The sequence below is a fragment of the Mesorhizobium sp. M1227 genome (assembly GCF_040318315.1).
In the GTDB taxonomy this organism is placed as follows: Bacteria; Pseudomonadota; Alphaproteobacteria; order Rhizobiales; family Rhizobiaceae; genus Mesorhizobium.
On sequence record NZ_JAMYLZ010000020.1, the window covers coordinates 80,042 to 104,908 of the forward strand.

Genomic DNA, 24,867 nt, shown 5'->3' on the forward strand with positions numbered 1-24,867 from the left:
TTCGGAAGTTCTTCAAACAATTTTTGAGGTGCACCGGGACCGTATCATCGTTCTGCGGATAACTATAGAAAAGTAATTTGACGTTGGTAGGGGTAAGAGGCCGAAAACTTCTTGAATAAGTCGTATTTTCAGACTAGAGGTATGAAACCGTTTGGGTCATGCTTGGCCCCGCGGTGTCAGGGATTCTCGGCCCGCCAAACTTATCCAAATCGCCGACACCTGGTACCGCAATGCAGGCTCCGCTTCCGGGGCAGGCCGGAAAGAAACTTCAAGGCACGAGAACTTCAAGGCACAAGCGAGAACTTCGAGGCGCACAAGAATGTCTGCTCGCACCACCCATTCCATAGCGCATTTCGCGGCACCTTTCGTGCTTGGCGGGCTGGATGGCATGCAGCCGGCCGGCGACTATGACATCGACCACGACGAAGAACTGATCGACGGCATGTCCTGGCCTGCCTGGCGCCGCGTCGCCACTTTCATCCATCTGCCGGCAAGGACAGTGAAAAGCGCGACCAGCCAGCTTGTCGCCATTGACCATGCCGAGCTCGACGCAGCGCTTCGGCACGACCAGGAGAATGTCACATGATCCGCTTCCAGCAGAATGCGCGGCGCACGGACACGCCGGCGCATATCTTCACCGTCGGCCAGACCGTCCGCATGAAGAGCCGCACCGGCCTTGCCCAAAAGACCGCGGAGCTGTTCCAGATCAAGAGCCGGCTGCCGGTCAAGGACGGCTCGCCGCAATATCGCATCCGCAGCGATCAGGAGACCTATGAGCGGGTCACCACGGAAGACAATCTCGAACCGGTCGACAACCCGGCCAACTGAGCCGACGCGCCACAACGCTGCTTCACATGCTGATAATGCCGCAGATCCGCATCTCCAACGGGAACGGCGCTGAGCTCTACGCCGGCCCCCAGATGGTGCTTATCCGGCCAGGCTGTAGGTCGGTGCGCTAGCAGGGCCCGTCATCGACGACGCGATAATCCGCCGCGCGGGCTTCGCATTCGTTGGGGAATGTGCGCAGTTCGCCATGGCGACGGGCACAGACTGGGCGGTATTCGCGGGTGCAGAATGTCTGCTCCTCACCGCCACCACCACCGCCGCGGCACTCGCCCTCGCGAATGATGCGGTATCCGGCCCGTTCGGCAAGGCAGGCATTGGCGAAGGTCTGGCGGTCGCCGCCGCGCCGGGCACAGACCGGGTCATATTGCCTAGTGCAGAATTGCGGCCCCGGCCGTGGCGGGCGCGGCCCCGGCCCCTCATCATCCACCACGACGGTGCAGGCTGCGAGAATTGCCGACAGGAACAGGATGGAAAAAACCTGCCGCGGAAAGATTGCCGCAAGAAACCGCATGAATGTTCTCTCCCTCGAAACTCCTGCCTGCACAAATGGTGCCTGGGTCAGGCCAATCCTCGTCATTCCGCTGCCAGATGCAACCCCTGTTTGCAACTGGCGAGCCAGGGCGGTATGCCGGCGCAAGCCAAGACAGCACCTGCCCCGCTGGCTGGACCATGCCTGGGTGAAGTCTGGCCGATGACCGCGCAGAGAACCGGGACTATCGGTGCGATGCGTCGGGATGCGCCTGTTGGGGCCGCCCGCGGCTGTGTCTTGCAAGCATCACGTTTCCGTGCGATAAATTTTGTGTTCGGGCATTTGCGACCCGGAGAGCGGAACGTTTTGGACGACCTTTCCCCGATACTGTGAATCTCTGACAGCCCCGTTTTCGGCGGGGGGTTTTACCATGCGCCAATGCATGACTGCCGAAGCAACCACCGGGACTTGCCCACGGCGCCAGGCGGCGGGCGGAACCACCAAGACTGACACGGGTGAAGGAGTTTCCCCAATGGCCCAGACCGGCACCGTTAAATTCTTCAACGCTACCAAAGGCTTCGGCTTCATCACGCCCGATGGCGGCGCCAAGGATGTGTTCGTCCACATCTCGGCGATCGAGGCTTCCGGGCTGCGCACGCTCGTCGACGGTCAGAAGGTCACCTTCGATGTCGAGCCCGACCGTATGGGCAAGGGTCCGAAAGCGGTCAATCTCCGCGCTGCCTGAAACCACAGCGTGCCGCGCGTCCTTTCGGGGTGTGAGGATGCTGCAAGGCTTTTGGAGTGAACTTGAATTCTGTAAAGGCGCGGCGGTTTTCGTCGCGCCTTTTGTGTTCCGGGATGCTTGCCGGCACCCGCAAAACTTTCTCTTGCCGATGGCACTAAAATAAAGGACAAATTTCCGTCCGGGCATTTGCCGGCCCGAGACTGGACTTGTGGGATCAAAGGAGCTTCCCATGCCGCAGACCGGCACCGTCAAATTCTTCAATCACGCCAAGGGCTTCGGCTTCATCACGCCGGACGACGGGGCAAAGGATGTCTTCGTCCATATTTCGGCCGTGCAGGCGTCGGGTCTTCCCGGTCTTGAGGATGGGCAGAAAGTGACATTCGACACCGAGCCGGACAAGCGCGGCAAGGGTCCGAAAGCCGTCAACCTGTCGATCGGCTGAACCACCCCCGGACAGAATGGACGTGGGCCGGTCTGGCCCGCGGTGTTTGCCGCACGCTTGAACCGCCCAGTTAGATGAACCGCCTGGTCAAATTTCGTTCAGCCCCCGTTCAGCCACGGTCGCATATTAATCTTCGTTAAAGCCGGACCGCATCCCCGAAAACGACCCGGGCCGGCACGAAGGAGACTGACATGAACCGAATTTTCAAGACTGCCATCCTGTCCGCCGCGGTCGTTGCGACCACGCTTGCGACCTTGCCCGCGGCCAATGCCGACGAATGGCGCCATCACCGCCGCCACCACGGCCACGGCGACGCCGTTGCGGCCGGCGTGCTCGGCCTTGCGGCCGGTGCCCTGATCGGCGGTGCGCTCGCCAGCCCGCAGCCCCGCTATTACGACCCGGCCTATGATGATGAATACTACAGGCCTGCCCCGGTGCGCCGTTATTACGTGCAGCCGCGCGTGGCCTATGCCGAAAGCTATGCGGAGCCGTGGACCCGCGGCTGGTACGAATACTGCTCGGACCGCTACCGGAGCTTCAACGCCCGTACCGGCACGTTCACCGGCTATGACGGCGAACAGCATTTCTGTACCGCCAATTAGCGGAGGCAGTTTCCCGTCGGAAAAAAGCGCGGTCGCACAGGCCGCGCTTTTTGTTTCCGGCAAGCGGTTTCAGACCAGAAAAGGATTGCTCCGCCGCTCCTCACCAAAACGGCCGCCGGGACCATGGCCGCAGATAAAGCCGATGTCGTCGCCCAACGGCAAAAGCTTCTCCTTGATCGAGGCGATCAGCGCGGCGTGGTTGCCGCCCGGCAGATCGGTGCGGCCGACCGAACCGCGGAACAGCACGTCGCCGACATGGGCGAACTTCGCAGCCCGGCTATAGTAGACGACGTGGCCGGGTGCATGGCCCGGACAATGGAGCACCTCGAACACGTGCGAGCCGAACGAAACGGTCTCGCCTTCGGCAAGGAACCGGTCGGGGACACAGTTGCGCACGGGATCGGTGATGCCGTAGCGCTTTGCCTGGTTCTCGAGATTGGCGAGCAGCGGCCGGTCGGCGGCATGCGGACCGATGATCTCGATACCGAGCGCCTCCTTCAGTTCCATGGCCCCGCCGGCATGGTCGATATGGCCGTGCGTAATCCAGATCGCGCCGGCAGTGATCGCATTGTCCTCGAGCGCCGCCAGCACCTTGTCGATGTCGCCGCCCGGATCGACGACAACGCCTTGCCTGTCGTCCATGTCGAAGAGGATGGTGCAGTTCTGCTGGAACGGCGTGACCGGCACGATGCCGGCGTTGAGCTGACCCATATTCGTCCTTTCACGCTGTCGGAGCGCTGCGCGTCCCCTCGAACGCGTCAGGAGAGCTCCAACCTTGAACCAGGCCCTGATGTAGAGACACACGCGAACGGCGTCCACCGCTCCCACAAACGGCAAACGAAATGGGCGGCCGAAGCCGCCCATTTGAAAACCTGAAACGTCAAAGCTTATTTCTTCATCGCGTTCATGACCGCACCGATGATGCCGGTCAGGATGGCGCCGCCGCCGGCACCGCCAACGATATTTGAAATGTTCAACGCGCTGCCGGCCCCTGCCGCCGTGGCGGCGGCTGCCGGATCGACCGAGCCACCCAGCAGACTGTTGAGGATGGCCGCACCGCCGACGCCGCCGACAGCGCCGCCCAGGATTTTGGTAAGCTGCCCCATCGCCGCAGTCTTGATAGCCGCGCCAACCGCCTGACCACCGATGATACCCGTAATCACCTGAATAATGATCGGAAGAAGCGTGTTCATATCCATATTTCCAGTCCCTCCATAGCTGCCAGCCTCCCGGGCCGACCCCATCATGAGACGCCGAATTGTGTGAAAGTCAAATGCAGAAGCGCTTAAATAAAACGGGCGGCCCGAAAACCGCCCTTACTAGTTAAAAAAGCTGTGACTTTCGTTATTCTGCAGCGATTGCGTGCTTGGGCTGAACGGCCGCAGAATAGTCATTCATCAGCGTCTTGGCGATTTCGCCGACCTCGAATCGGTATGGACCGATCTCCGAAACAGGCGTCACCTCGGCTGCCGTCCCGGTGAGGAAGCACTGCTGGAAGCCTTCAAGCTCATCCGGCATGATGGCGCGCTCGATCACCTCCAAACCGCGGTCCTTGGCAAGGCCGATAACCGTGCGGCGGGTGATGCCGTCGAGGAAGCAATCAGGCTTGGGCGTATGGATCTTGCCGTCCTTGACGAAGAAGATGTTGGCGCCTGTCGCTTCCGCCACCTGGCCACGCCAGTCGAGCATCATGGCGTCGGCATAGCCCTTGGCCTCGGCGGCATGCTTGGACATGGTGCAGATCATGTAGAGGCCGGCCGCCTTCGATTTCGACGGTGCGGTGCGCGGGTCGGGGCGGCGCCATTCGGCCATGTCGAGGCGGATCCCCTTGAGCTTCTGCGCCGGGTCGAAATAGCTTGGCCACTGCCAGATGGCGATGGCGCAGTTGATCCGACTGTTCTGTGCGGAAACGCCCATCTGTTCGCTGCCGCGCCACGCGATCGGCCGGACATAGGCGTCCTGGAAACCTTGCTTCTTCAACAGCGTGCGGCAGGCGTCGTCGATCTCGGCGACCGAGTAGGGTATCTTGAAGCCAAGCAGGCGCGCCGATTCATGCAGGCGTTCGGTGTGGTCGGTCAGCTTGAAAATTTCGCCCCCATAAGCGCGCTCGCCCTCGAATACCGCGCTGGCGTAGTGCAGCCCGTGGGTCAAGACGTGGATCTTGGCGTCGGCCCATTTGACGAATTCGCCGTTCATCCAGATAAAGCCGTCCAGTTGGTCGAAGGGAACGGATGCCATGGTAACCTCCCGCGGGCGGCAGCCCGCACATCATTGTGTCGTTGCGTGTTTCGCCTCGGCCGCTGCGGGCGGCCATTGTCTCAAAGCGTAGGCGGATATTTAAGGTCTGGCAAACTCAGGAAGTTCCGGAAAAAACGGCTTCGCTTGCCTTTTCGTTCGCAATCCGCCGAAAAGCTTGCCAAAAATTACCATCGCGCGGAAAATACGTCAATAGTGCTGACATAATTTCCTGCTTCACACGGAGAAAAGATGACGAGCCACGCAGCCGCAGAGCCGATCAGGACAGCGATCACCGACGAGGACGGCATCGATTTCGCCATCATCGAGTTGTTCTTCTTCGCCTATCGCGACTTTACCTCCGATCCGGACCAGATCCTAGCCGATTACGGTTTTGGCCGCGCCCATCATCGGGTGTTGCATTTTGTCAATCGCCGGCCCGGCCTGACGGTCGCCGAGCTCCTCGATGTGCTCAAGATCACCAAGCAGAGCCTGGCGCGCGTGCTCAAGCAACTGATCGACACCGACCATATCGTGCAATTGCAGGGCCCCCGCGACCGCCGCCAGCGCGAGCTTTATCCGACGGCCAAGGGCCGTGCTCTGGCGCTGGCACTGGCGCGGCCACAGTCGCGCCGCATCCATGCTGCATTGGAAGATTCCGGAGCCACCGAACGCGCCGTTATCGAACGGTTCCTTGAAGCGATGGTAAATCCGGAACTAAGGGCGCAGATCGACATTGTGCCCGCAAAGATGTCAGGGAAAAACCATGGAGACCATTGAGAGGGTTGATCATCCGACAGCACCGGAAGACGACGCGCCGCATCTGCTGGTGGTCGACGACGACACCCGTATCCGCAATCTTCTGAAACAGTATCTGACCGAAAACGGTTTTCGCGTCACCGTCGCCGGAAATTCCGGCGAGGCGAGGCGCAAGCTCGCCGGCCTCGACTTCGATCTGATCGTGCTCGACGTCATGATGCCGGGTGAAAGCGGCGTCGATCTCACCAAGGCGCTGCGGGCCGAGAAAAACGTGCCGATCCTGATGCTCACCGCACTGTCCGAAACCGACAGCCGGATCACCGGGCTCGAGGCCGGTGCCGACGACTATCTGCCTAAACCGTTCGACCCGCGCGAGCTGATCCTGCGCATCAACAATATCCTGCGCCGCGGCGGCCCCGCGACGACGCCCAAGGTCGAACAGCTGGTCTTTGGCCCCTATACGTTCCAGATCGCCAGGCGTGAGCTGAAGCGCGGCGGCGAGGCGCTCAAGCTGACCGACCGCGAGCAGGAAATCCTGGCGATCTTCGCTGCGCGTGCCGGCGAAACGATACCGCGGCATGAGCTTGTCGGCGATGAATCCGAGGTCGGCGAGCGCACGATCGACGTCCAGATCAACCGGCTGCGCCGCAAGATCGAACGCGATCCGTCCAATCCGGTCTGGCTGCAGACCGTGCGCGGTATTGGGTATCGGCTCAGCGTGGAATAGAATGCCGCCGACAGCGGCCCTTTGCCGGGTCCCGGTGAGCGAAAGGACGAATGGCGACCACGCAACTCGAACGGCCGGGAGATGGCGGCTTCAGCGCCCGCGCGACGCGGGCGCTCAAGGCCGTGCCGCGCGCCTGGAACCGTTTCTGGCGCCTGGTGTCGCTTTACATGCCGAAGCGGCTCTATGCCCGCTCGCTGATCATCGTCATCGCGCCAATGATCATGCTGCAGTCGGTCGTCGCCTTTGTCTTCATGGAGCGCCACTGGCAGACCGTGACGCAACGCCTGTCGCAGGCCACGGTGCGCGACATCGCCGCCATCATCGACCTGATAGAGACCTATCCTCACGACGCCGACTACGCCAACGTCATCCGCATCGCCCAGGATCGCATGCAGCTGAAGGTCGACCTCCTCCCGCCCGACCCGCTGCCGCCTCCCGGGCCAAAGCCGTTCTTCTCGATCCTCGACGAGATCCTTTCGTCCGAGATCACCCGCCAGATCAACCGTCCGTTCTGGATCGATACGGTCGGCAATTCCAATATCGTCGAGGTCCGCGTCCAGCTCGAGAACAAGGTGCTGCGCGTCTTCGTGCGCCGCAGCCAGGCCTATGCATCGAACACCCATATTTTCCTGATCTGGATGGTCGGCACCTCGCTGGTGCTGCTGATGATCGCCATTCCCTTCCTGCGCAACCAGATCCGGCCGATTCTGACGCTGGCCGAGGCGGCCGAGAGCTTCGGCAAGGGCCGGCCGATGCCGCGCGATTTTCGCCCACGCGGCGCCGAGGAAGTCCGCCGCGCCGGCTTTGCCTTCATCCAGATGCGCGAACGCATCGAACGCCAGCTCGAGCAGCGTACCGCCATGCTGAGCGGCGTCAGCCACGATCTGAGGACCATCCTCACCCGCTTCAAGCTGCAATTGGCGCTTGCCGGGACCAAGGCGGCCGATACCCAGGCACTCGACCAGGACATCGACGACATGCAGTCGATGCTGGAAGGCTACCTTGCCTTTGCACGCGGCGAAGCTTCGGAAGATGCCGGTCAGTTCGATCTCGAAGCCTTCTTCGACAAGCTTCGCGAGGAAGCCGCGCTGCGCAAGCGCAAGCTGTCGACCGTGCTTGTCGGCGATCCGCATGTGCACGTGCGCCCCAATGCATTTGCGCGGCTGCTGTCCAACGTCGTCGGCAATGCATTCCGCTATGCCAAGACGGTGGAGATCAATGCCAATCATGGGCGCGGTTCGCTGCTCGTCACCATCGACGATGACGGCCCGGGAATTCCGCCCGAAAAGCGAGAGGATGTATTCAAGCCGTTCGTGCGGCTGGACGAGGCCCGCAACCTCGACGCCAGCGGCACCGGCCTTGGCCTCTCCATCGCACGAGACATTGCCCGCAGCCATGGCGGCGACATTGTCCTCGAACGCAGCCCGCTCGGCGGCCTTCGGGCGGTGATCAAGGTCCCCGCTTGACGGCAGCGACACCCGGCCTTCATCGGCCCGTCATGAAACCATGGTGAAGAGCGCCAATGAAGCGCGCGATCCTGATTGATTCGGCCCTGCGGCCTCATTTCGACCCCGCGCCTGCCCGGGTGCGCTGGTGCGACGCCCGAGCTGCGGCGTGGTCGCCGCTCAGGCGTCGCGGCGAGACAATCAAGCTTGCCGCCAAGGGACCGCCATGCGCATCCTGATGGTCACCGACGCCTGGCGCCCGCAAGTCAACGGCGTCGTCCACACGCTAGAGCGTCTCTCGGAGACCCTGAAATCCTTCGATATCGAGACGGACTTCCTGACGCCGAATATCTTTCGCACCCTGCCTCTGCCGACCTATCCCGATATCAGGCTGGCGCTGACGACGCCGCACCGCGTGGCGCAGCTGATCGAGGCACGCAAGGTGGACCACATCCATATCGTCACCGAAGGACCGCTCGGCATTATGGCCCGGCGCTACTGCCGCAACGCCGGCCGCCCGTTCACGACCAGCTATCACACACGTTTTCCGGAATATCTGAGCGCGCGCCTGCCGGTGCCTGAAGCATGGGCCTATCGCTGGCTGCGTGATTTCCACAATTCAGGACAGGGCACGCTGGTTGCCACCCAGTCGCTTGCCGACGATCTTGCGGCGCGCGGCTTCACCAAGCTCCGGCCGTGGACGCGCGGCGTCGACACCGACCATTTTCGGCCGGACAAAAGAAAGGACCTGGGATTTCCCGGACCGATCTTCCTCTGCGTCGGCCGCGTCGCGATCGAAAAGAACCTGCCGGCCTTCCTAGACCTCGACCTGCCTGGCAGCAAGTTGGTCGTAGGCGAAGGGCCGGAATTGGCGAAGCTGAAGGCCAGATATCACGATGCCCATTTCCTTGGCCATCGTCCGAACGACGAACTGGCCGAGATCTACGCCTCGGCCGATGCTTTCGTCTTCCCCAGCCGTACCGACACGTTCGGCAACGTCATCATCGAGGCGCTGGCCAGCGGCACGCCGGTCGCAGCCTATCCCGTCACCGGACCCATCGATATTGTGGGTGACGGCATCGGCGGCGCAGTGTCGGACGACCTGCGGCAAGCAGCGCTCGCCGCCCTTTGCGTAGACCGCGCCGAGGCGCGGCAACGCGCTGTGCGCTACAGCTGGAACGCCTGCGCGGAAATGTTCATGGAAACGGTCGAAGAAGCGCTGGGTACCAGGCGTAAACTGGCTGCGTGAACAACAGCGCAGCTAGAACAACCTGCCGCCGTCCGGCACTTTGCGTTCGATTGCCCCAAGCACCACCGCGCCCTCTTCATCGGGAAAGCCGAGCGTCAGCACTTCCGACATGAATGGCCCGATCTGACGCGGCGGGAAATTGACCACAGCGAACACCTGCCGGCCGATCAGGGTTTCGGGCAAATAGTATTTCGTGATCTGGGCCGAGGACTTCTTCACCCCGATCACGGGACCGAAATCGATTTTCAACTTGATCGCCGGCTTGCGCGCCTCGGGAAAAGGCTCTGCCTCGACGATCGTGCCGGCGCGGATGTCGACGCGGTCGAAATCGGCAAAGCTGATCTCGGGTTTTCGCGCGTTGCTCGAAACCATCGACGGTCAGGCGTTTCCGTAAGTTTCGAACAGCACGCCGGCCAACGCATCCTTGGCCGAAGTTCCCGACCAGACGACGAACTGGAACGCCTGGAAATAGCATTCGCAGGCCTCCAGCGCCGACGACAGCAGCACCTCGACCTGCTGGCTCGACGGCTCGACCCCACCAGCCAGCAGCAGCGACTGGCGGAACATGATGGCGCCTTCCTGCTCCCAGAGATCGAAATGGCCAAACAGCATCTGCTCGTTGATCAGCGAAAGCAGCCGCATCACCTCGAGCGCGCGCGCCTCCGGGACCTTGATGTCGAAGGCGCAGGCCAGGTGCAGCGCCTCGTAGTCCTCCATCCAGGAGAATGAAACGTGGTAGTCGGTCCAGCTTCCGGCAACCGAGATCGAGATCTCGTCGTCGCCGGCCCGCTCGAAGGACCAATCGTTATTGTGCGCCACCTGCTCGATAACATCCACCGGATGGATTTCGCGGGAAAATTCGAGTTCGAGAAGTTCCATGAAATGCTTCCTGTCGTTCTGGGAGCGCCACCACACGCTCCGCGGGAGAGGCACACTCGAACAATTCTGCCTAGAACTCGGACGGCCAGGACTTCGTCAACGCAAAGACCCCGGACCGGACCCCACCGCCCGGCGCATGACCCTGCTCCGAATCATGCAACAAATTCAGTCTATTGATCGGGAGTCGCGTGACCAGCCAAATTTTTCGCACTGCGTCATTCGCATGTGGAAAGGCGCTGTCACAAAGATTCACGCAGTACCGGTAAGCGATTCACGACAAAGCGCTTTTTGCGATCCGGCTTTGTGGAAAAGTTTAACGATTTATTTCTTGTTATTTTTTTGCACGCGGCTTTGACGCAGCCGCAGGCGCTGGTTGACCGGTCAATTCGGCAAGCCTGGCCTCGAGCGCCTCGATGCGAGCGGCGAGGCGGGTGTTTTCTTCCCTGGCCTTCGCCGCCATGTCGCGAGCGGCCTCGAATTCCTCGCGCTGCACCACGTCCATGGAGTTGAGTATGCGCTCGGCCTGGCCCCTGAAGGCGGTCTCCACCTCGCGCCGCACGCCTTGCGCGGCACCGGCTGCATCGGTCATCAGCTTGGCGAATTCATCGAGAATGCGGTTCGGTCCGGTCGCCATGGCAAATCCTCGCTTGGTCGAATTGACGTAGTGGCGCGCGATTCGGAATGCAAGCATATGCTTGCCTTGACCCCGCCAAAAGCCTGCCGCATGGTCCGCGCCCGAACCTGATTGGGAACCCGGAGACCCTGTTGAGCGAATATTTGCTGCCGCTGGCCGCCCTGCCCTTTCCCAACATCGACCCGGTCATCGTCCGGATCGGACCGCTGGCGGTGCATTGGTACGGCGTCGGCTACATCGTCGGCATTCTGTTCGCCTGGTGGTATGCCAAGCGCCTCGTCACCAACCCAAAACTGTGGCCCGACGGCACCCTGCCGATGAAGCCCGTCGACCTCGACGACTTCATCGTCTGGGCAGCCATCGGTGTGGTGCTCGGCGGACGCACCGGCTACGTGCTGTTCTACGACCTGCCGCGCTACATCGCCAATCCGCTCGATATCGTCGCCGTCTGGCAGGGCGGCATGTCGTTTCATGGCGGTCTGATCGGCGTCATTGTCGCAATGACGCTGTTTTCCCGGTCTCGCGGCATCCGCACATGGTCGCTGTTCGACGTGGTTGCCGCCGGCGTGCCGGTGGGGCTTGGCCTCGTTCGCCTGGCAAACTTCATCAATTCCGAACTATGGGGCCGGCCGACCGACGTTCCATGGGCATTCGAATTCCCCAATGGCGGTCCGTTTGCACGCCATCCGAGCCAGATCTACGAGGCGCTGCTCGAAGGGCTGGTGTTGTTCCTTATCCTGCGCTTCCTCACCCATTCGCGGCTCAAGCTGAAGACGCCGCGCTTCATCGGCGGCGCCTTCATCGCCGGCTATGGCGCCTCGCGCATCTTCGTCGAATTCTTTCGCGAGCCCGACCAGCAGCTTGGCTACCTCCTTGGCACGAGCTGGCTGACCATGGGAATGGTGCTGTCACTGCCGATGGTGCTGGCCGGCATCTGGGCGATGGCTACAGCCAAGCCGGTGACAAAACCGCAGCCGGCATGACGCGGCTGGAGACCCGCATCGCCGAGCTGATCGGTGCGGTGGGACCGATCCCCATCAGCGAATACATGGCGCTCTGCCTGTTCGATCCGCAGGACGGCTATTATACGACACGTGAGCCGTTCGGCGCCGCCGGCGACTTCGTCACCGCGCCGGAGGTCAGCCAGATGTTCGGCGAACTGGTCGCCATCTGGCTCTACCAGGCGTGGCTGGCGATCGACCGGCCGACGCCGGTCGCCATCGCCGAAATAGGCCCCGGCCGCGGCACGCTGATGAGAGATATGCTGCGCACGCTTTCGCGGCTCGATCCGACGCTTACCGCCAGCGCATCGTTCGCCTTGATCGAGACCAGTCCGCGGTTGACCGAGGTCCAGAAACGAACGCTTGCCGGGACGTCGGCCACCGTCGCCTGGCATGAGGCCGTGGACACACTACCGCAGGCGCCGCTTCTGATTGTTGGTAATGAGCTGTTTGACGCGGTGCCCATCCGCCAGTTCGTCCGCGCCGGAGCCGGCTGGCGCGAGCGGATGATCGGTCTCGACGATGCGAACCGGCTGCGCTTTTTCGTCGGCGCCGGCTCGCTCGACCCGATGCTGCTGCCGGAGGGTGCCGAGAATGCGCCGGAAGGTGCGATCGTCGAGGTGGCGCCAGCCCGCGCCGCCCTGATGGCGGCCATCGCCGGGCGACTTGCCGGATTTGGCGGCGCCGGCCTGTTTCTCGACTACGGTCACCTCCAGCCCGGGATCGGCGACACCTTGCAGGCCTTGCGCAAGCACCGTCATGAGGACGTGCTGGCCAATCCGGGGCGGGCCGATCTCACAGCCCATGTCGATTTCGCTGCCCTCGCGGCAACCGTTCGGGCACACAGCCTCGATGCCCACCTCTCAACGCAAGGTGAATTCCTGCTCAAGATGGGGCTTCTCGAACGAGCTGGCCGGCTCGGCGCCAATGCCGATGAGGCAGCTCGCGAAAAGATCGCGGCCGACGTCGAGCGCCTCGCCGGCCCGCTGGCCATGGGCGAACTCTTCAAGGTGCTTGCCGTCCTCCCCGCCGGCATTGCCGTTCCGCCGTTTCCAAGCATGGATTGACTTTTCGCTGCCGCCTCTCCCACTCTCCCATCTCCGACTAGCGGCCGACATCAACTGCGCCAGCCTTAAACTGACCAGCCTTCAACTGCGCCCTTCAACTCGCTTGACGAAATCGCCCATACGGACAACAAAGCCGCCATGCTGAATCAGACCAAACCGGATCCCGTTCGGTCGCCCTTGCTGGAAACGGCGCAAGGCATCCGCCACGGCTACTTCACGCGCGTCGGCGGCATTTCCAGCGGCATCTACCGGGGCCTCAACATCGGCACCGGCTCGAACGACGACCAGACGCTGGTGCGCGAGAATCGCCGCCGGGTCGCCGAATGGATGGGCGTGCCTGCAAACCATCTGCTGACCGCTCACCAGGTTCATTCGCCGGACGTCGTCATTGCCAGGGAGCCTTTTGCCGGCGAGCGGCCCAAGGCCGACGCCATTGTCACCGACCGGCCGGGCATTGCCGTCGGTGCCTCGACCGCCGACTGCGGACCGGTCCTCTTCGCCGACGCCGAGGCGCGCATTATCGGCGCCGCCCATGCCGGCTGGAAAGGCGCTTTCACCGGAGTGCTGGAAAACACCATCGCGGCAATGGAAAGCCTCGGCGCCCGGCGCGACCGCATCGTCGCAGTGCTCGGTCCTTCGATCGGCCCACGGAATTACGAAGTCGGACCGGAATTCGTCGCCCGTTTCGTCGACGCCGATGCCGGCAGTGCCCGCTATTTCGCGCCCTCCGCAAATGCCGGACACGCGATGTTCGATCTCAACCGCTACACGGTCGACCGGCTGACCAAGGCTGGCGTCAATGCCGAAGGACTTGGCCGCTGCACCTATGCCGAGGAAGAGCTTTTCTACTCCTATCGGCGCAGCACGCATCGCAACGAGCCCGACTACGGGCGGCAGGTTTCGGCAATCGTTTTGGAGGCTGACTGATGGCGCTGCATTTCGAACGCTCGGAATTCGATGCGCGGCGCGATCGACTGATGATCGAGATCGCCGAAAAGAAGCTCGACGCCGTCCTGCTGTTTGCCCAGGAAAGCATGTATTGGCTAACCGGCTACGACACCTTCGGCTTCTGCTTTTTCCAGTGCCTGGTGGTCAAGGCCGACGGCTCGATGGTGCTGCTGACGCGTTCGGCCGACTTGCGCCAGGCGCGCCACACCTCGATCATCGACAACATCGTTTTGTGGACGGACCGCAACGGCGCCAATCCGGCGGTAGATCTGCGCAATCTGCTCAACGAGCTTGACCTGCTCGGCGCCCGGATCGGCGTCGAATACGACACCCACGGCCTGACCGCCTATAATGGCCGGCGCCTCGACGAGCAGTTGCAGACCTTCGGGCAGATCGCGGATGCCTCCGGCATTGTCAGCCGGCTACGGCTATTCAAGAGCCCGGCAGAAATCGCCAAGGCGGAAAAAGCCGCAAATCTGGCCGACGACGCGCTGGACGCAGCACTGCCGCTGATCAAGCAGGGTGGCGATGAGGCGCTGATCCTCGCCGCCATGCAAGGTGCGATCTTTGCCGGCGGCGGCGATTATCCGGCCAACGAGTTCATCATCGGCTCCGGAGTCGACGCCCTGCTTTGCCGCTACAAGGCCGGTCGCCGCAAGCTCACCAAGAACGACCAGCTGACGCTCGAATGGGCCGGTGTCTTCCACCACTACCATGCGGCGATGATGCGCACGGTGTTGACCGGCAAGGTATCGAAACGCCACCAGGAATTGTTCGATGCCGCCCGCGCCGCGCTACTTGCAGTCGAGAAGGCGATGACGCCCGGCAATACGTTCGGCGACGTGTTCGACGCCCATGCCCGCACCCTCGAAGCCCACAACTTGACCAAGCACCGGCTCAATGCCTGCGGCTATTCGCTCGGCGCCCGCTTCACCCCGTCCTGGATGGATATGCCGATGTTCTATCAGGGTAATCCCGAACCGATTGCGCCGAACATGACGCTGTTCGCCCATATGATCATCATGGACTCCGAAACCGAAACCGCGATGACGCTTGGCCGCACCTATCTGACCACCGAATCCCAGCCGAAGCCGCTGTCCCGCCATGATCTCGACTTGATCGTGCAGTGAATCCATAATGGAGAGAGTGTGAGGGGCGTTCGTCGCCAAGGAGTTTTCAGGCTAATGAGACGATCGCATGTGACGACCGTGTCATTGCTCGTGGCGCTGGCACTGGCGGCCTGCACCAATGCGAAGGACGTTCTCGAACCCTCGGCCATTGCCCCGCAATCGACGCAATCCCTCTCCGGAGCCGGAGGTGCCGCGACGCCCCCCGCAACTCCGGCTCAGCCTGCCGGCACCGCGCAAACTGCAGATACGGCGCAGCCTTCCGCTGCAGCAGCCGTGCCGCCCGCCAAAAGCGCGGCTGCCATTGCGCGGACCCGGCTGCAGGTGGCGCCGATCGTCGGCGCCTCGGTAGAAGCCGCGACACCGCTGACCGCCGAGCTTCAGACACGCGCCAGGCAGCGCGGCATCACCTTGGCCGGCAGCACCGACCAGACCCCAACACATGTGCTCAAGGGCTATTTCTCGACCATGACGGAAGGCAAGGACACTACCGTCATCTATGTCTGGGACATCTATGACCCGGCCGGCAACCGGCTGCATCGCATCAACGGCCAGCAGAAGGCGCCGTCTGTTGGCGGCGGCGAAGGCTGGACGGCGGTCGCGCCTGCGACCATGCAGGCAATTGCCGACCAGACAATCGACCAGTTCGCCACCTGGCTTGGCGGCGGCGCCGGCTGACCTGGAGCATAATTCCGAAAGTGAAATCCGGTTTTCGGAAAAGATCATACTCAGACTGGAAGATAGAGCTATGCCGATTCCGTCGGCGTCGAAGTGGACCTATCGCCGCATCGTCAAGCCGTAAGCGTTTATTGAGATTAGCCGGCGGATTCCCATTCACGACGCTTGCAATACCGGCGCGGGCCGCTAAAAGCCCGACTAAGAGGCTGGAGTGCTATCGGAGTCTCTCAATCCTTCGCCAGGAACGGTGCATGAAGCTCTTCGCGGGCAATTCCAACAGGGTGCTGGCCGAATCAGTCGCCCGCTACCTCAACATTCCGCTGGGCAAGGCCAGCGTCAGGCGCTTCGCCGACCAGGAAATCTTCGTCGAGATCCAGGAGAATGTGCGCGGCGAGGACGTCTTCATCCTGCAGTCCACCTCGTTCCCGACCAACGATCATTTGATGGAACTGCTCATCATGATCGACGCCTTCATGCGCTCTTCGGCCAAGCGCATCACTGCGGTTATTCCTTATTTCGGCTATGCCAGGCAGGATCGCCGTGCCTCGGGCCGCACACCGATCTCGGCCAAGCTGGTCGCCAACATGATCACCAGGGCGGGCGTCAACCGGGTGCTGACCCTGGATCTCCATGCCGGCCAGATTCAAGGCTTCTTCGACATCCCGACCGACAATCTGTTTTCCGTGCCGGTCATGGCCCGCGACGTAAAGGCGAAATACAAGCAGCTTGCCAATGTCATGGTGGTGTCGCCGGACGTCGGCGGCGTGGTCCGCGCCCGCGCGCTCGCCAAGCGCATCGACGCCCAGCTTGCCATCGTCGACAAGCGCCGCGAGCGCCCCGGCGAATCGGAAGTCATGAACGTCATCGGTGACGTGCGCGGCAAGGATTGCCTGTTGATCGACGACATCATCGATTCGGGCGGCACGCTGTGCAATGCGGCCGATGCGCTGCTTGCCGATGGCGCCACCAGTGTGACCGCCTATACTACCCATGGCGTTTTGTCCGGCGGCGCCATCGCCCGCATCGGCGCCTCGAAACTGCAGGAACTGGTCATCACCGATTCCATCCAGCCGACCCAGGCAGTGCTGGACGCCGCCAATATCCGCGTCATCTCCATCGCCGAACTGATGGGCGAGGCGATCTCGCGCACGGCGACCGAGGAATCGGTGTCGAGCCTGTTCGATTAATGCGTGTCGCGCAAAACTGTGCAGCGGTTTTGCGATAACGACATGCATACAACAAGAACCCAAAGCGTGTCGCATGAGGCCGGTCGAACGCGACGCCCTTCAGGGCTGCGCCTCAGGCCGAGCCGGACCACTTGTTCGTCGCACACCTTCGCCAGCATCACGGGCGCCCCGCATGTAACCGCGTGGCGAGGCTCCCAGCATGCGCTTGAACATGGTGATGAACGCCGGCACGCTGTCATAGCCGAGATCAAGCGCCACCCTCGTGATCGGCTCGCCGTCGGCCAGCCGTGGCAGCGCCGCGAACAGACAGGCCTGCTGACGCCAGGTCGACAGCGACAATCCGGTCTGGCGGTGGAACGCGCGGGTGAAAGAGCGGCGGCTCATGCCGACGATAGCAGCCCACTCGTCGATCGTCGCATGCGGTGACGGTGCCGACACGAAGCGCCGGCACAGCGTCGCCAACCTTGCATCGGACGGGAACGGAAGGCCGAGCGGCCGTTCCGGCAGGTTCGGGATTTCGTGCAGCAGGAGCTTCATGATCAGTCCACTCCGCCCCTTCAGCTCGGCGCCTTGCGGCAGCTTTTCCGATTCCACGATCAGGCTGTGCATCAGGTCGGTGATGCCGACGACACGCAACCCGTCCGGCAGGCCGGGAATGGCCTCCGGCATCACATAGACGGACCGCATGCTGACGTCGCCCAGCATCTCGACGGAATGTTCGGTGCCGGCGGGGATCCACATCGCGTGGTCCGGAGGCACCATCCAGCGCCCATGCCGCGTCTTCACCAGCACGACACCGACCAGCGCGTGCAGCAACTGGCTGCGGCTATGATGGTGCGGTGGCACATGGTAGCCGTCCGGATATTCGGTCGGCAGCGCCACTGCCGGCCCTACGGCCTGCTCCAGCCATTGCCAGCGACGCTCATGCAACAGCCCGAGATCGGTGTCGCCCGCTCTGAACATTTCCCTGCCATGCGGCATCAGCTATGGCCCACTTGCGAAACTATTGGACCAAACCACGAAAGAAGTCGCGTGACAAGCAACGTATAAGGCTGCGCCCTATAAGACCGCCTGCGGGAGCGCCCGCCAAAAAGACCACGGAGCCTGCCTTGACCGATACCACAGCAACCGCCGACGCCAAGCCGGCAGCGGCCAGCCACATTTCAGCTCAGGCGACGGCCTTCACCGTCATCCTGGCGGTGAGCTTCTGCCATTGCATCAACGATATCATGCAGTCGCTGCTGTCGGCGATCTATCCGCTGCTGAAGGACAATTACGGTCTCGATTTCTGGCAGATCGGCCTTTTGACTTTTACCTTCCAGGTGACGGCATCCTTGCTGCAGCCGGTGATCGGCATGATTACCGACAAGCGGCCGATGCCTTATTCGCTGCCCTACGGCATGGCTTCTTCGCTGATCGGGCTGGTCGTGCTGGCCTATGCCGGACATTACTCGCTGCTCCTCATCGGCGCCTCGCTGATCGGCATCGGCTCAGCGATCTTCCACCCGGAATCCTCACGCATCGCCCGCTTCGCCTCCGGTGGCCGGTTCGGTCTTGCGCAGTCGCTGTTCCAAGTCGGCGGCAATTTCGGCCAAGCGATGGGGCCGCTGCTGGCAGCCTTCATCGTCGTGCCCTTCGGCCAGACCAGCATCGCCTGGTTTGCCGGCGGCTCGCTGATCGGCATCATCGTGCTGTGGCAGGTTGGCGGCTGGTACAGCCGCCTGCGCGCCGCACAGGGCACCCGCAAGGCGGCACGCTTCGTTTCGCCTTTCCCGCGCCGCAAGGTCCTGGGCGCGCTGGCGGTGCTGACCTTGCTGGTATTGACCAAGAACGCCTACATGGCCAGCCTGTCCAGCTACTACACCTTCTATGCCATCCATAAATTCGGCGTTTCGGTGCAGATGTCGCAGGTCATGCTGTTCCTGTTCCTCGGCGCCTCGGCCCTGGGCATCCTGCTCGGCGGCCCGTTCGGCGACCGCTACGGACAGAAGGCGATGATCTGGTTCTCGATCGTCGGCGTGCTGCCCTTCACCCTGGCCCTGCCCTACGCCAATTTCGAGTGGACAATGGTTCTCACCGTGCTGATCGGCCTGATCCTGTCCTCGGCCTTCTCGAACATCGTCGTCTTCGCGCAGGAACTGGTGCCCGGCCGGGTCGGCATGATCGCCGGCATCTTTTTCGGCTTCGCCTTCGGCATGGGCGGCATCGCGGCCGCCGTGCTTGGCGTCGTCGCCGACATGAAGGGCATCGATTTCGTCTTCCAGGTCTGCTCGTATTTGCCGCTGCTCGGGCTGCTGACGGTCCTCCTGCCTAACATGAAGGAAGCGAGGAAGGTGGAGGCGGGGACCACGATCGGGTGAAGTTTGGGTTGGACTTCGGCTTCCCCGCCCACCGGGCAGCGCGAAATTCGGTTCTCGACATAGACTTCGAGCCGGTCAGGGCCGCAGCGTGGCGACATCGCGGCCATTGGCTGACACGCTCCGTCATCTGAACTTGAAAGCACGCGTCGCCCGCATCAGCCGGAATGCCTGCTCGGCAGCGTTCGCCAGCAGCGTGTCGGCGTCACGGATCGCGTCTTCGAGGGAACACGGTCGGCACAGAATGCTGAAGAAGGCATCGATGCCGATGTCGTGGGTCGCCTCTGCACCTGCTCCGATCGTTCCGGCCAAGGCGATGACGGGCAGATTGTGACGTTTCGCGCGCCGGGCAATCTCGGCTGGTATCTTTCCAAAGCTCGTCTGACCATCCAGGCCACCCTCGGCTGTCATGACGATGTCGGCGTTTGACAGCCGATGATCGAGATCCATATACCGCAGGATCAGGTCGAAGCGCGGATGCAGCCGGGCTCCAGCAAAGGCGTGAAGTCCGGCGCCGAGTCCCCCGGAAGCTCCTCCGCCGACAAGCGGCGTCACGTCGACGCCGAGGTCGCGGCGAACGACGTGAGCGACATTTTCCATGCCCTGCTCGAGCAAAACCACCTGATCAGGTGTTGCACCCTTTTGCGGGCCGAACACCCGAGCGACGCCTCTCTCGCCGAGCAGCATGTTGTAGGGATTTACCGCGACGTCGACACGAACATTCGAAAGGCGATGATCACGACTGGAAAGATCGACACGAGCTAGCGATGAGAGGGCCGAGCCGCTCCCCGAAATGGGACGGCCGCGGCCATCGAGCAGACGCACGCCTAATGCTTGGGCCATGCCGGTTCCTGCATCGTTGACACCCGAGTCACCGCAGCCGATCAGAATTCTTTCCGCGCCAAGATCGAGCGCAAAACGAATCAACTCACCAACCCCATAACTTGTAGTGCGGGTCGGGTCACGCATGTCAGTGGGGACGAGCCGGAGCCCGGCAGCCGCCGCGATTTCCAGAACTGCAGTCCGTTTCTTTCTTCGCCCGAGAAAACCGACATTGGCCGCCACGGGTTGTCCCACCGGTCCCGTCACTGTGACGGAATGCAGCTCGCCATCAGACAATTCAACAAGGGTCCGCGTAAAATCCTCGCCGCCATCCACCATTGGAAGGCCCAGGATCTTTGCTGTCGGAACGGCATTGCGAACGCCGCGCGCCAATGCAGCGATGACATCACGAACGCCGAGGCTCTCCTTAAAGCCGGAGGGTGCGACCAATACTCGAAGCCGTCTTCGTTTCGTCAATCCTTTCTTTTTCGACATTCTACGGCTCTCCAACAAGTTGCAGATGGAGCGTGTTGAGCAGGGCTCCGGTGGCTGGCCACACGGTGACCGCGAACACGACGATGAGGATGAACTGCATCGGCAGCAGGATTGAGCTGAGCAAGGCGAGGTCTTTCGGGCCGTAGCCTTCCTCGTCGACCCCCGCGAAAAGCGCCACCGGTTTCGCGCAGATCGCGAGGGTTTGGCAAAAGCCGGTCGCCGAGACGAGGACAAACATTGCCAGGAGAGGGTCGAGCCGCGCTGTCGATGCGAGCATCAGCGCCGGGGGCAGCAGCACCGAGACACGCGCCGTGCGACTGTGGATCACGAGATGACTGAAAAGCCCAAGCAAGGCTAATAAGGAGATAAGCGCCAACGGGCCCAAGCCGGTGCCGCGCAGCGGATCGACAGTCGTCTCGATCAACCACCGATTGAGGCCTGATGCCGTCAGGCCGTCTGCCAAGCAGATCGTCGCCGCCAGAAACAAGAGCAGCTTCCACTCCGCACTCTTGATTGCATCGCCAAACGCCACGGAGCCTACTCTAGGAAGTGTGGCCAAGAGAGCGCCGCCAAGAGCGACAACGGTGGCATCAAGTCCGTGGACAGGTTCGGTCAGCCACGCGATGACAACCCCGCCGGCGATCCAGAGTATCGGCTGCCGTGCCAATCCGGCACCGCCACTAGTCACCGTCGTTGGCTGCAAAAGGGTCATCCGCCGTTCGACCGGCGACAGGAAAAGCCGGAGCAGGCATTCGACCGAAAGGAAGGTGCTTACGGCCGCAAACGGCAGGCCGAAAGCGATCCATTCCAGATAGCTTACTTTCACACCCGAGAGGCGGCCGACCATTTCGATCGCCAGCAGATGGGCACCGGCGCCGACGGGCGATGCAATGGCCGAGAGCAGGATAACAGTGGGGAACAGCAGCGCGAAGGCCCTTCGCAACCGGGCGCTTCCACAGCGTCCCGCGATCGCCTGAAAGGCGGGGATCATCAAAGCTGCGCGACCTGAGGTCGACGGAATGACGAAGGCTGTGGCGATCATGACGGCCGTCAAGGAATAGGCGATTGCGCGAACCGATCGCATGCGCCCCGTCACGAGGCCGAGAACGCGATCTGCGACCCCACTCGCCTTGAAGGTGGCCGCCAACATGAAGGAGGCAAGCAATAGCCAGATCAACTCATCGCCGAGCGCATGAAACAGCGCGCCTGGATCACGGTTGACCAGCAGCGCCATTGCCAGCCCGGCGGCGATCGCAACGAAGGTGTCGTCGAACGGCGTCAGGGTCCACCCGATGATCGCGACAAGCAGGATCTCGAGCGCGCGCCGGGCGTCGGACGGGAGCGCGGAGAGGCCGAATTCAATGATGGCCACACACAGGGATACACAGGTTCCGATCAGTGCGGCTCGCCATATCGGCCAGAGCACCGGCGGTGTCCTTTCCCGAAGGGTGGCGTCACTGTCGGTCCGAAAATCTACTTGTGCCAACCGAAACCTCGTCTAGTTCGTCGCCAACGTGGCGATGAGGGCGTCGCACACCCTCCGCTCGAACTTAGGAGGTTCCGATTAGACGCTTGCGAGGGCTCCGGTTAGAATTTGGTGAGAGGCATTATCCGATCGCCGGCAGGATTACCGCATGACCGTTCGAGGCCGCATCTTCCTATTTCAAATCGTCATTCTCGCCCTTGTCGGACTGATTTCAGGACTGGCATTCGCAACACTCCAGCTGACAGAGGAATTCGTCCGCCGAATCGACAGCGTCCACGGGCGGTTCGAGGCGCTCGCCGAACTCAATGGGCAAGCCAACAATTACACCGAGCAACTCGCTGAAGTCTTGCTGCTTGGGCCCGAGCAAATGCCGGATTTCGAAGCGGCGCGAGAAGCAGTGAAATCCGGATTCTACAAGCTGGAGGGCGCCACTCGCGAGGAACTCGGTGCTCTCGGATATTGGAGCGATAGACGCCAGGAGGAGGCCGAACTCAGATTCGTCGGTCGCGTCAAGGCGCTGTTTGAGGCGATCGATCGGACCGCCCAGCGACTGTTCAGCCAGCGAACAAAGGGGGATCCAAAGGGCATCGTAGACGCCTTCCGCAACGATGTGGAGCACCGATTAGAGAACGATCTTGAAGAAATGATTGAAGCCGCTTTGCACGATGAGCGCAGGGAGGTTGGAGAGGAACTCGCCGGCGTCCGTGGCGCACAATGGCGGCTGCTGCTGCTGACCGGCGGCTTCGCTGCGTTGCTCATGCTGGGCAGTCTGGGGTTCGGCCTGGTCCTGCGACGATCAATCGCCACACCTGTGCGTGAACTGAACGAAAGCGCCAAAGCCATCGCTGCAGGCAAGCTCGACCATCGCGTTTCCGCGACCGGACGCGACGAGTTCGCTTCCCTCTCGCGAAGTTTCAACAGCATGGCCGAGGCTCTCGAGATCGAACGTGCTGCTCTGATTTCGGTACAGGACCGCTTGGAGGCGGAGGTTCAGTTGCGCACCCGTGAACTGCGGAAAGCCAATGAGCAACTGAGAGCGATCGATAGCCGACGCACACAATTTTTTGCGGAGGCAAGCCACGAACTCCGCACGCCGTTGACGATTCTCCGCGGAGAGGCCGACGTTGCCCTCCGCGGCCAACCGCGTGTTCGATCTTACCGCGAAGCTCTGAGCCGAATCCGCAATTGCGCTGAAGATATGGCTCGCAACCTGGGGGACCTTCTGGCATTCGCCCGCTCCGAAGCTGAAAATTTCAGGTTCTCCTTGCGCAACATCGATACCGGTGAGGTTGTGAAGGCGGCCGTTCAGGAGGCTTCCGTACTCGCAGGTCCCAAGCAGATATCCGTTGACCTGTCGCTCAACCCAGACCATTGCCTCATTCGGGGTGACGCCCAGCGCCTAAAGCAAGCGCTGCTGATCGGCTTCGACAACGCCATAAAGTACTCAAAGCCGTATCAGACAATAGCAGTCGAGATGGCTGAGCGTCATGGAATGCTTGAGATCGCCATCCGCGACAACGGTTCAGGGATCGATGCCAACGATCTCCCGTTCGTGTTTGACCGATATTATCGCGGGCGTGTCGGCGGGAGGTCCGCAGCCGACGGCCTTGGTGTTGGCCTCGCGATCGCCAAGGAGATTATAGACGGGCACAATGGCACAATCGGCCTTGAAGGAATTGAGCCTTCGGGAACCCTCCTCAGAATCAGACTGCCGCTGGTACATCGCACCCATGATTCGAATCCTGATCGTTGAAGACGACCGGCGTGTCTCCGACTTTCTCCGCCGGGGGTTGGAGGCCGAAGGCTTCCACGTGAGTGTCGCGGAGGACGGTCGCGAGGGACTAGCCATTATTCGTACGGATCCATTCGATCTCGTGATCCTGGACCGTCTGCTTCCCTACCTGGACGGCCTTGAGCTGTGCCGGATCGTGCGATTGGAGCAGTGGCCGGTTCTCATCCTGATGCTGACCGCGAAGGAGACAATTCAGGATCGCGTAGATGGGCTCAAGGGCGGTGCCGACGATTACCTGACGAAACCGTTTGCGTTTGATGAACTGGTGGCCAGGATTGACGCGCTGCGCCGACGCCGTCAGGGTGCAGTGGATCGACAATTGCTTCGAGTGAGCCGCCTCAATCTCGACACGAGCGCTCGTCGTTTTGCGGACGGCGACCGGGAAATCAGCCTTACCCGACGTGAATTCGACCTTCTGCATTTTCTCATGCTCAACGCGGGGAAAGTGGTTAGCCGCGAGCGCATCCTCAACAATGTCTGGTCATACAGCTTCGAACCCGGGACGAAGATCGTGGACGTATACATTCGCTATCTGCGTGCGAAGCTCGGGCCGGATGCATCGGCCAGCATTCAGACAGTTCGTGGGATCGGCTACATGCTGGTCGAGCGGAAGCCATAGAAGGTAGAGCGAAACTCTTTATCGCACCGTTCTCGCCACTCGCTGGAAACCTCCTCTTTCCGCAACGCCGCTTCCACCGCTTGTTTCCGAATAGGTGTTCATCGGCTGATAGTGTGCTGAAGGTTCTGCAAAAAGTTTTGGAGAGAGAACGGGGCTTGCTCTGAGGGGCGAGCGGCCATGGCACGGTGGTGACGTTGCGATCACCGATTCCCGTGGAAGGGGAAGTGCCATGACCAATCGAGACGTTAGACTGAGC

Annotated in this window: 28 protein-coding genes; 18 read left to right on the forward strand and 10 right to left on the reverse strand. The window is 61.9% G+C overall.

The annotated features are described in order from the left end of the window. The first annotated feature begins 319 nt into the window (after window positions 1–319). Both NKH28_RS21810 and NKH28_RS21815 read left to right on the forward strand, forming a co-directional pair. Window positions 320–586 carry a hypothetical protein gene (locus NKH28_RS21810; protein ID WP_352469759.1) on the forward strand — a complete coding sequence of 89 codons (267 nt, stop codon included), beginning with the start codon at window positions 320–322 and terminating at the stop codon, window positions 584–586. Next, a complete protein-coding gene (locus NKH28_RS21815) occupies window positions 583–828 on the forward strand; it encodes a hypothetical protein (RefSeq protein ID WP_023678408.1) in 246 nt (81 codons plus the stop codon). The genes NKH28_RS21810 and NKH28_RS21815 overlap by 4 nt, the downstream gene beginning before the upstream one ends. 127 nt (window positions 829–955) lie before the next feature. On the opposite strand, the gene NKH28_RS21820 is transcribed toward NKH28_RS21815, so the two are convergent. After that, window positions 956–1,357: a Kazal-type serine protease inhibitor family protein gene (locus NKH28_RS21820; protein ID WP_023678409.1), complete on the reverse strand. Its 402-nt coding sequence runs from the start codon at window positions 1,355–1,357 to the stop codon at window positions 956–958. Window positions 1,358–1,847: 490 nt separating this feature from the next. Between NKH28_RS21820 and NKH28_RS21825 the strand changes: the two genes are divergently transcribed. The 3 genes from NKH28_RS21825 to NKH28_RS21835 all read left to right on the forward strand — a co-directional run bounded on the left by NKH28_RS21825 (window position 1,848) and on the right by NKH28_RS21835 (window position 3,104). Next, window positions 1,848–2,060 (forward strand): cold-shock protein, encoded by a 213-nt coding sequence (locus NKH28_RS21825; protein ID WP_006202520.1) that lies wholly within the window; start codon window positions 1,848–1,850, stop codon window positions 2,058–2,060. Between the two features lie 229 nt (window positions 2,061–2,289). Beyond that, window positions 2,290–2,502, forward strand: coding sequence for a cold-shock protein (locus tag NKH28_RS21830; protein WP_006202521.1), 213 nt, complete (start codon window positions 2,290–2,292; stop codon window positions 2,500–2,502). A 191-nt stretch (window positions 2,503–2,693) separates the two neighbouring features. Beyond that, entirely contained in the window at window positions 2,694–3,104 is a 411-nt protein-coding gene (locus NKH28_RS21835) for a BA14K family protein (RefSeq protein WP_023678410.1), read from the forward strand. Window positions 3,105–3,173: 69 nt separating this feature from the next. Here NKH28_RS21835 and NKH28_RS21840 read toward each other — a convergent pair whose 3' ends face one another. From NKH28_RS21840 to NKH28_RS21850, 3 genes are all read right to left on the reverse strand, one after another. Next, window positions 3,174–3,815, reverse strand: coding sequence for an MBL fold metallo-hydrolase (locus NKH28_RS21840; RefSeq protein ID WP_352450491.1), 642 nt, complete (start codon window positions 3,813–3,815; stop codon window positions 3,174–3,176). Between the two features lie 176 nt (window positions 3,816–3,991). Next, the gene (locus NKH28_RS21845) at window positions 3,992–4,303 is read right to left on the reverse strand and encodes a hypothetical protein (protein ID WP_352450492.1); all 312 of its coding nucleotides are present in this window, start codon (window positions 4,301–4,303) and stop codon (window positions 3,992–3,994) included. 145 nt (window positions 4,304–4,448) lie between these two features. Then, window positions 4,449–5,342 carry a branched-chain amino acid aminotransferase gene (locus tag NKH28_RS21850; RefSeq protein ID WP_352450493.1) on the reverse strand — a complete coding sequence of 298 codons (894 nt, stop codon included), beginning with the start codon at window positions 5,340–5,342 and terminating at the stop codon, window positions 4,449–4,451. A gap of 249 nt (window positions 5,343–5,591) precedes the next feature. Here NKH28_RS21850 and NKH28_RS21855 point away from each other — a divergent pair, with 249 nt between their 5' ends. The 4 genes from NKH28_RS21855 (at window position 5,592) to NKH28_RS21870 (ending at window position 9,519) form a co-directional block, all read left to right on the forward strand. Next, a complete protein-coding gene (locus NKH28_RS21855; protein ID WP_352456926.1) occupies window positions 5,592–6,119 on the forward strand; it encodes a MarR family winged helix-turn-helix transcriptional regulator in 528 nt (175 codons plus the stop codon). Further along, window positions 6,106–6,825: a response regulator gene (locus NKH28_RS21860; RefSeq protein WP_023678415.1), complete on the forward strand. Its 720-nt coding sequence runs from the start codon at window positions 6,106–6,108 to the stop codon at window positions 6,823–6,825. Before NKH28_RS21855 ends, NKH28_RS21860 begins: the two co-directional genes overlap by 14 nt. A gap of 50 nt (window positions 6,826–6,875) precedes the next feature. After that, window positions 6,876–8,291, forward strand: coding sequence for an ATP-binding protein (locus NKH28_RS21865; RefSeq protein ID WP_352541020.1), 1,416 nt, complete (start codon window positions 6,876–6,878; stop codon window positions 8,289–8,291). A 205-nt stretch (window positions 8,292–8,496) separates the two neighbouring features. Beyond that, on the forward strand, window positions 8,497–9,519 hold the full coding sequence (locus NKH28_RS21870; RefSeq protein WP_352980386.1) for a glycosyltransferase family 4 protein: 1,023 nt from the start codon (window positions 8,497–8,499) through the stop codon (window positions 9,517–9,519). A gap of 12 nt (window positions 9,520–9,531) precedes the next feature. On the opposite strand, the gene NKH28_RS21875 is transcribed toward NKH28_RS21870, so the two are convergent. The 3 genes from NKH28_RS21875 to NKH28_RS21885 all read right to left on the reverse strand — a co-directional run bounded on the left by NKH28_RS21875 (window position 9,532) and on the right by NKH28_RS21885 (window position 11,032). Next, on the reverse strand, window positions 9,532–9,891 hold the full coding sequence (locus NKH28_RS21875) for a tRNA-binding protein (protein WP_352980387.1): 360 nt from the start codon (window positions 9,889–9,891) through the stop codon (window positions 9,532–9,534). Window positions 9,892–9,897: 6 nt separating this feature from the next. Beyond that, the gene (locus tag NKH28_RS21880) at window positions 9,898–10,398 is read right to left on the reverse strand and encodes a type III secretion system chaperone family protein (protein WP_023678420.1); all 501 of its coding nucleotides are present in this window, start codon (window positions 10,396–10,398) and stop codon (window positions 9,898–9,900) included. Between the two features lie 331 nt (window positions 10,399–10,729). Then, the gene (locus NKH28_RS21885; RefSeq protein ID WP_352469829.1) at window positions 10,730–11,032 is read right to left on the reverse strand and encodes an accessory factor UbiK family protein; all 303 of its coding nucleotides are present in this window, start codon (window positions 11,030–11,032) and stop codon (window positions 10,730–10,732) included. Window positions 11,033–11,163: 131 nt separating this feature from the next. Between NKH28_RS21885 and lgt the strand changes: the two genes are divergently transcribed. The 6 genes from lgt to NKH28_RS21915 all read left to right on the forward strand — a co-directional run bounded on the left by lgt (window position 11,164) and on the right by NKH28_RS21915 (window position 17,040). After that, a complete protein-coding gene (gene lgt / locus NKH28_RS21890; protein WP_352980388.1) occupies window positions 11,164–12,015 on the forward strand; it encodes a prolipoprotein diacylglyceryl transferase in 852 nt (283 codons plus the stop codon). Next, the gene (locus NKH28_RS21895; protein ID WP_352469753.1) at window positions 12,012–13,100 is read left to right on the forward strand and encodes a class I SAM-dependent methyltransferase; all 1,089 of its coding nucleotides are present in this window, start codon (window positions 12,012–12,014) and stop codon (window positions 13,098–13,100) included. The genes lgt and NKH28_RS21895 overlap by 4 nt, the downstream gene beginning before the upstream one ends. A gap of 138 nt (window positions 13,101–13,238) precedes the next feature. Next, window positions 13,239–14,027, forward strand: coding sequence for a peptidoglycan editing factor PgeF (gene pgeF, locus NKH28_RS21900; RefSeq protein ID WP_352833448.1), 789 nt, complete (start codon window positions 13,239–13,241; stop codon window positions 14,025–14,027). After that, entirely contained in the window at window positions 14,027–15,178 is a 1,152-nt protein-coding gene (locus NKH28_RS21905; RefSeq protein WP_023678425.1) for a M24 family metallopeptidase, read from the forward strand. The genes pgeF and NKH28_RS21905 overlap by 1 nt, the downstream gene beginning before the upstream one ends. A 54-nt stretch (window positions 15,179–15,232) precedes the next feature. Further along, the gene (locus tag NKH28_RS21910) at window positions 15,233–15,853 is read left to right on the forward strand and encodes a hypothetical protein (RefSeq protein WP_023678426.1); all 621 of its coding nucleotides are present in this window, start codon (window positions 15,233–15,235) and stop codon (window positions 15,851–15,853) included. Window positions 15,854–16,104: 251 nt separating this feature from the next. Continuing rightward, window positions 16,105–17,040, forward strand: a complete 936-nt coding sequence (locus NKH28_RS21915; RefSeq protein WP_023678427.1) for a ribose-phosphate pyrophosphokinase — start codon at window positions 16,105–16,107, stop codon at window positions 17,038–17,040. A 99-nt stretch (window positions 17,041–17,139) separates the two neighbouring features. On the opposite strand, the gene NKH28_RS21920 is transcribed toward NKH28_RS21915, so the two are convergent. Next, window positions 17,140–18,021: an AraC family transcriptional regulator gene (locus tag NKH28_RS21920; protein ID WP_352980389.1), complete on the reverse strand. Its 882-nt coding sequence runs from the start codon at window positions 18,019–18,021 to the stop codon at window positions 17,140–17,142. A 128-nt stretch (window positions 18,022–18,149) separates the two neighbouring features. Here NKH28_RS21920 and NKH28_RS21925 point away from each other — a divergent pair, with 128 nt between their 5' ends. Next, the gene (locus NKH28_RS21925) at window positions 18,150–19,400 is read left to right on the forward strand and encodes an MFS transporter (protein ID WP_352980390.1); all 1,251 of its coding nucleotides are present in this window, start codon (window positions 18,150–18,152) and stop codon (window positions 19,398–19,400) included. A gap of 123 nt (window positions 19,401–19,523) precedes the next feature. Here the strand turns inward: NKH28_RS21925 and NKH28_RS21930 are convergent, their stop codons facing one another. Further along, on the reverse strand, window positions 19,524–20,714 hold the full coding sequence (locus NKH28_RS21930) for a glycerate kinase family protein (RefSeq protein ID WP_352980391.1): 1,191 nt from the start codon (window positions 20,712–20,714) through the stop codon (window positions 19,524–19,526). 1 nt (window position 20,715) lies between these two features. Beyond that, complete coding sequence (locus NKH28_RS21935; protein ID WP_352980392.1) at window positions 20,716–22,140, reverse strand: SLC13 family permease; 1,425 nt, start codon at window positions 22,138–22,140, stop codon at window positions 20,716–20,718. 208 nt (window positions 22,141–22,348) lie between these two features. On the opposite strand from NKH28_RS21935, the gene NKH28_RS21940 reads away from it, so the two are divergent. Further along, window positions 22,349–23,953: a sensor histidine kinase gene (locus tag NKH28_RS21940; protein ID WP_352980393.1), complete on the forward strand. Its 1,605-nt coding sequence runs from the start codon at window positions 22,349–22,351 to the stop codon at window positions 23,951–23,953. After that, on the forward strand, window positions 23,931–24,611 hold the full coding sequence (locus tag NKH28_RS21945) for a response regulator transcription factor (RefSeq protein ID WP_352980394.1): 681 nt from the start codon (window positions 23,931–23,933) through the stop codon (window positions 24,609–24,611). Before NKH28_RS21940 ends, NKH28_RS21945 begins: the two co-directional genes overlap by 23 nt. Window positions 24,612–24,867 lie beyond the last annotated feature (256 nt).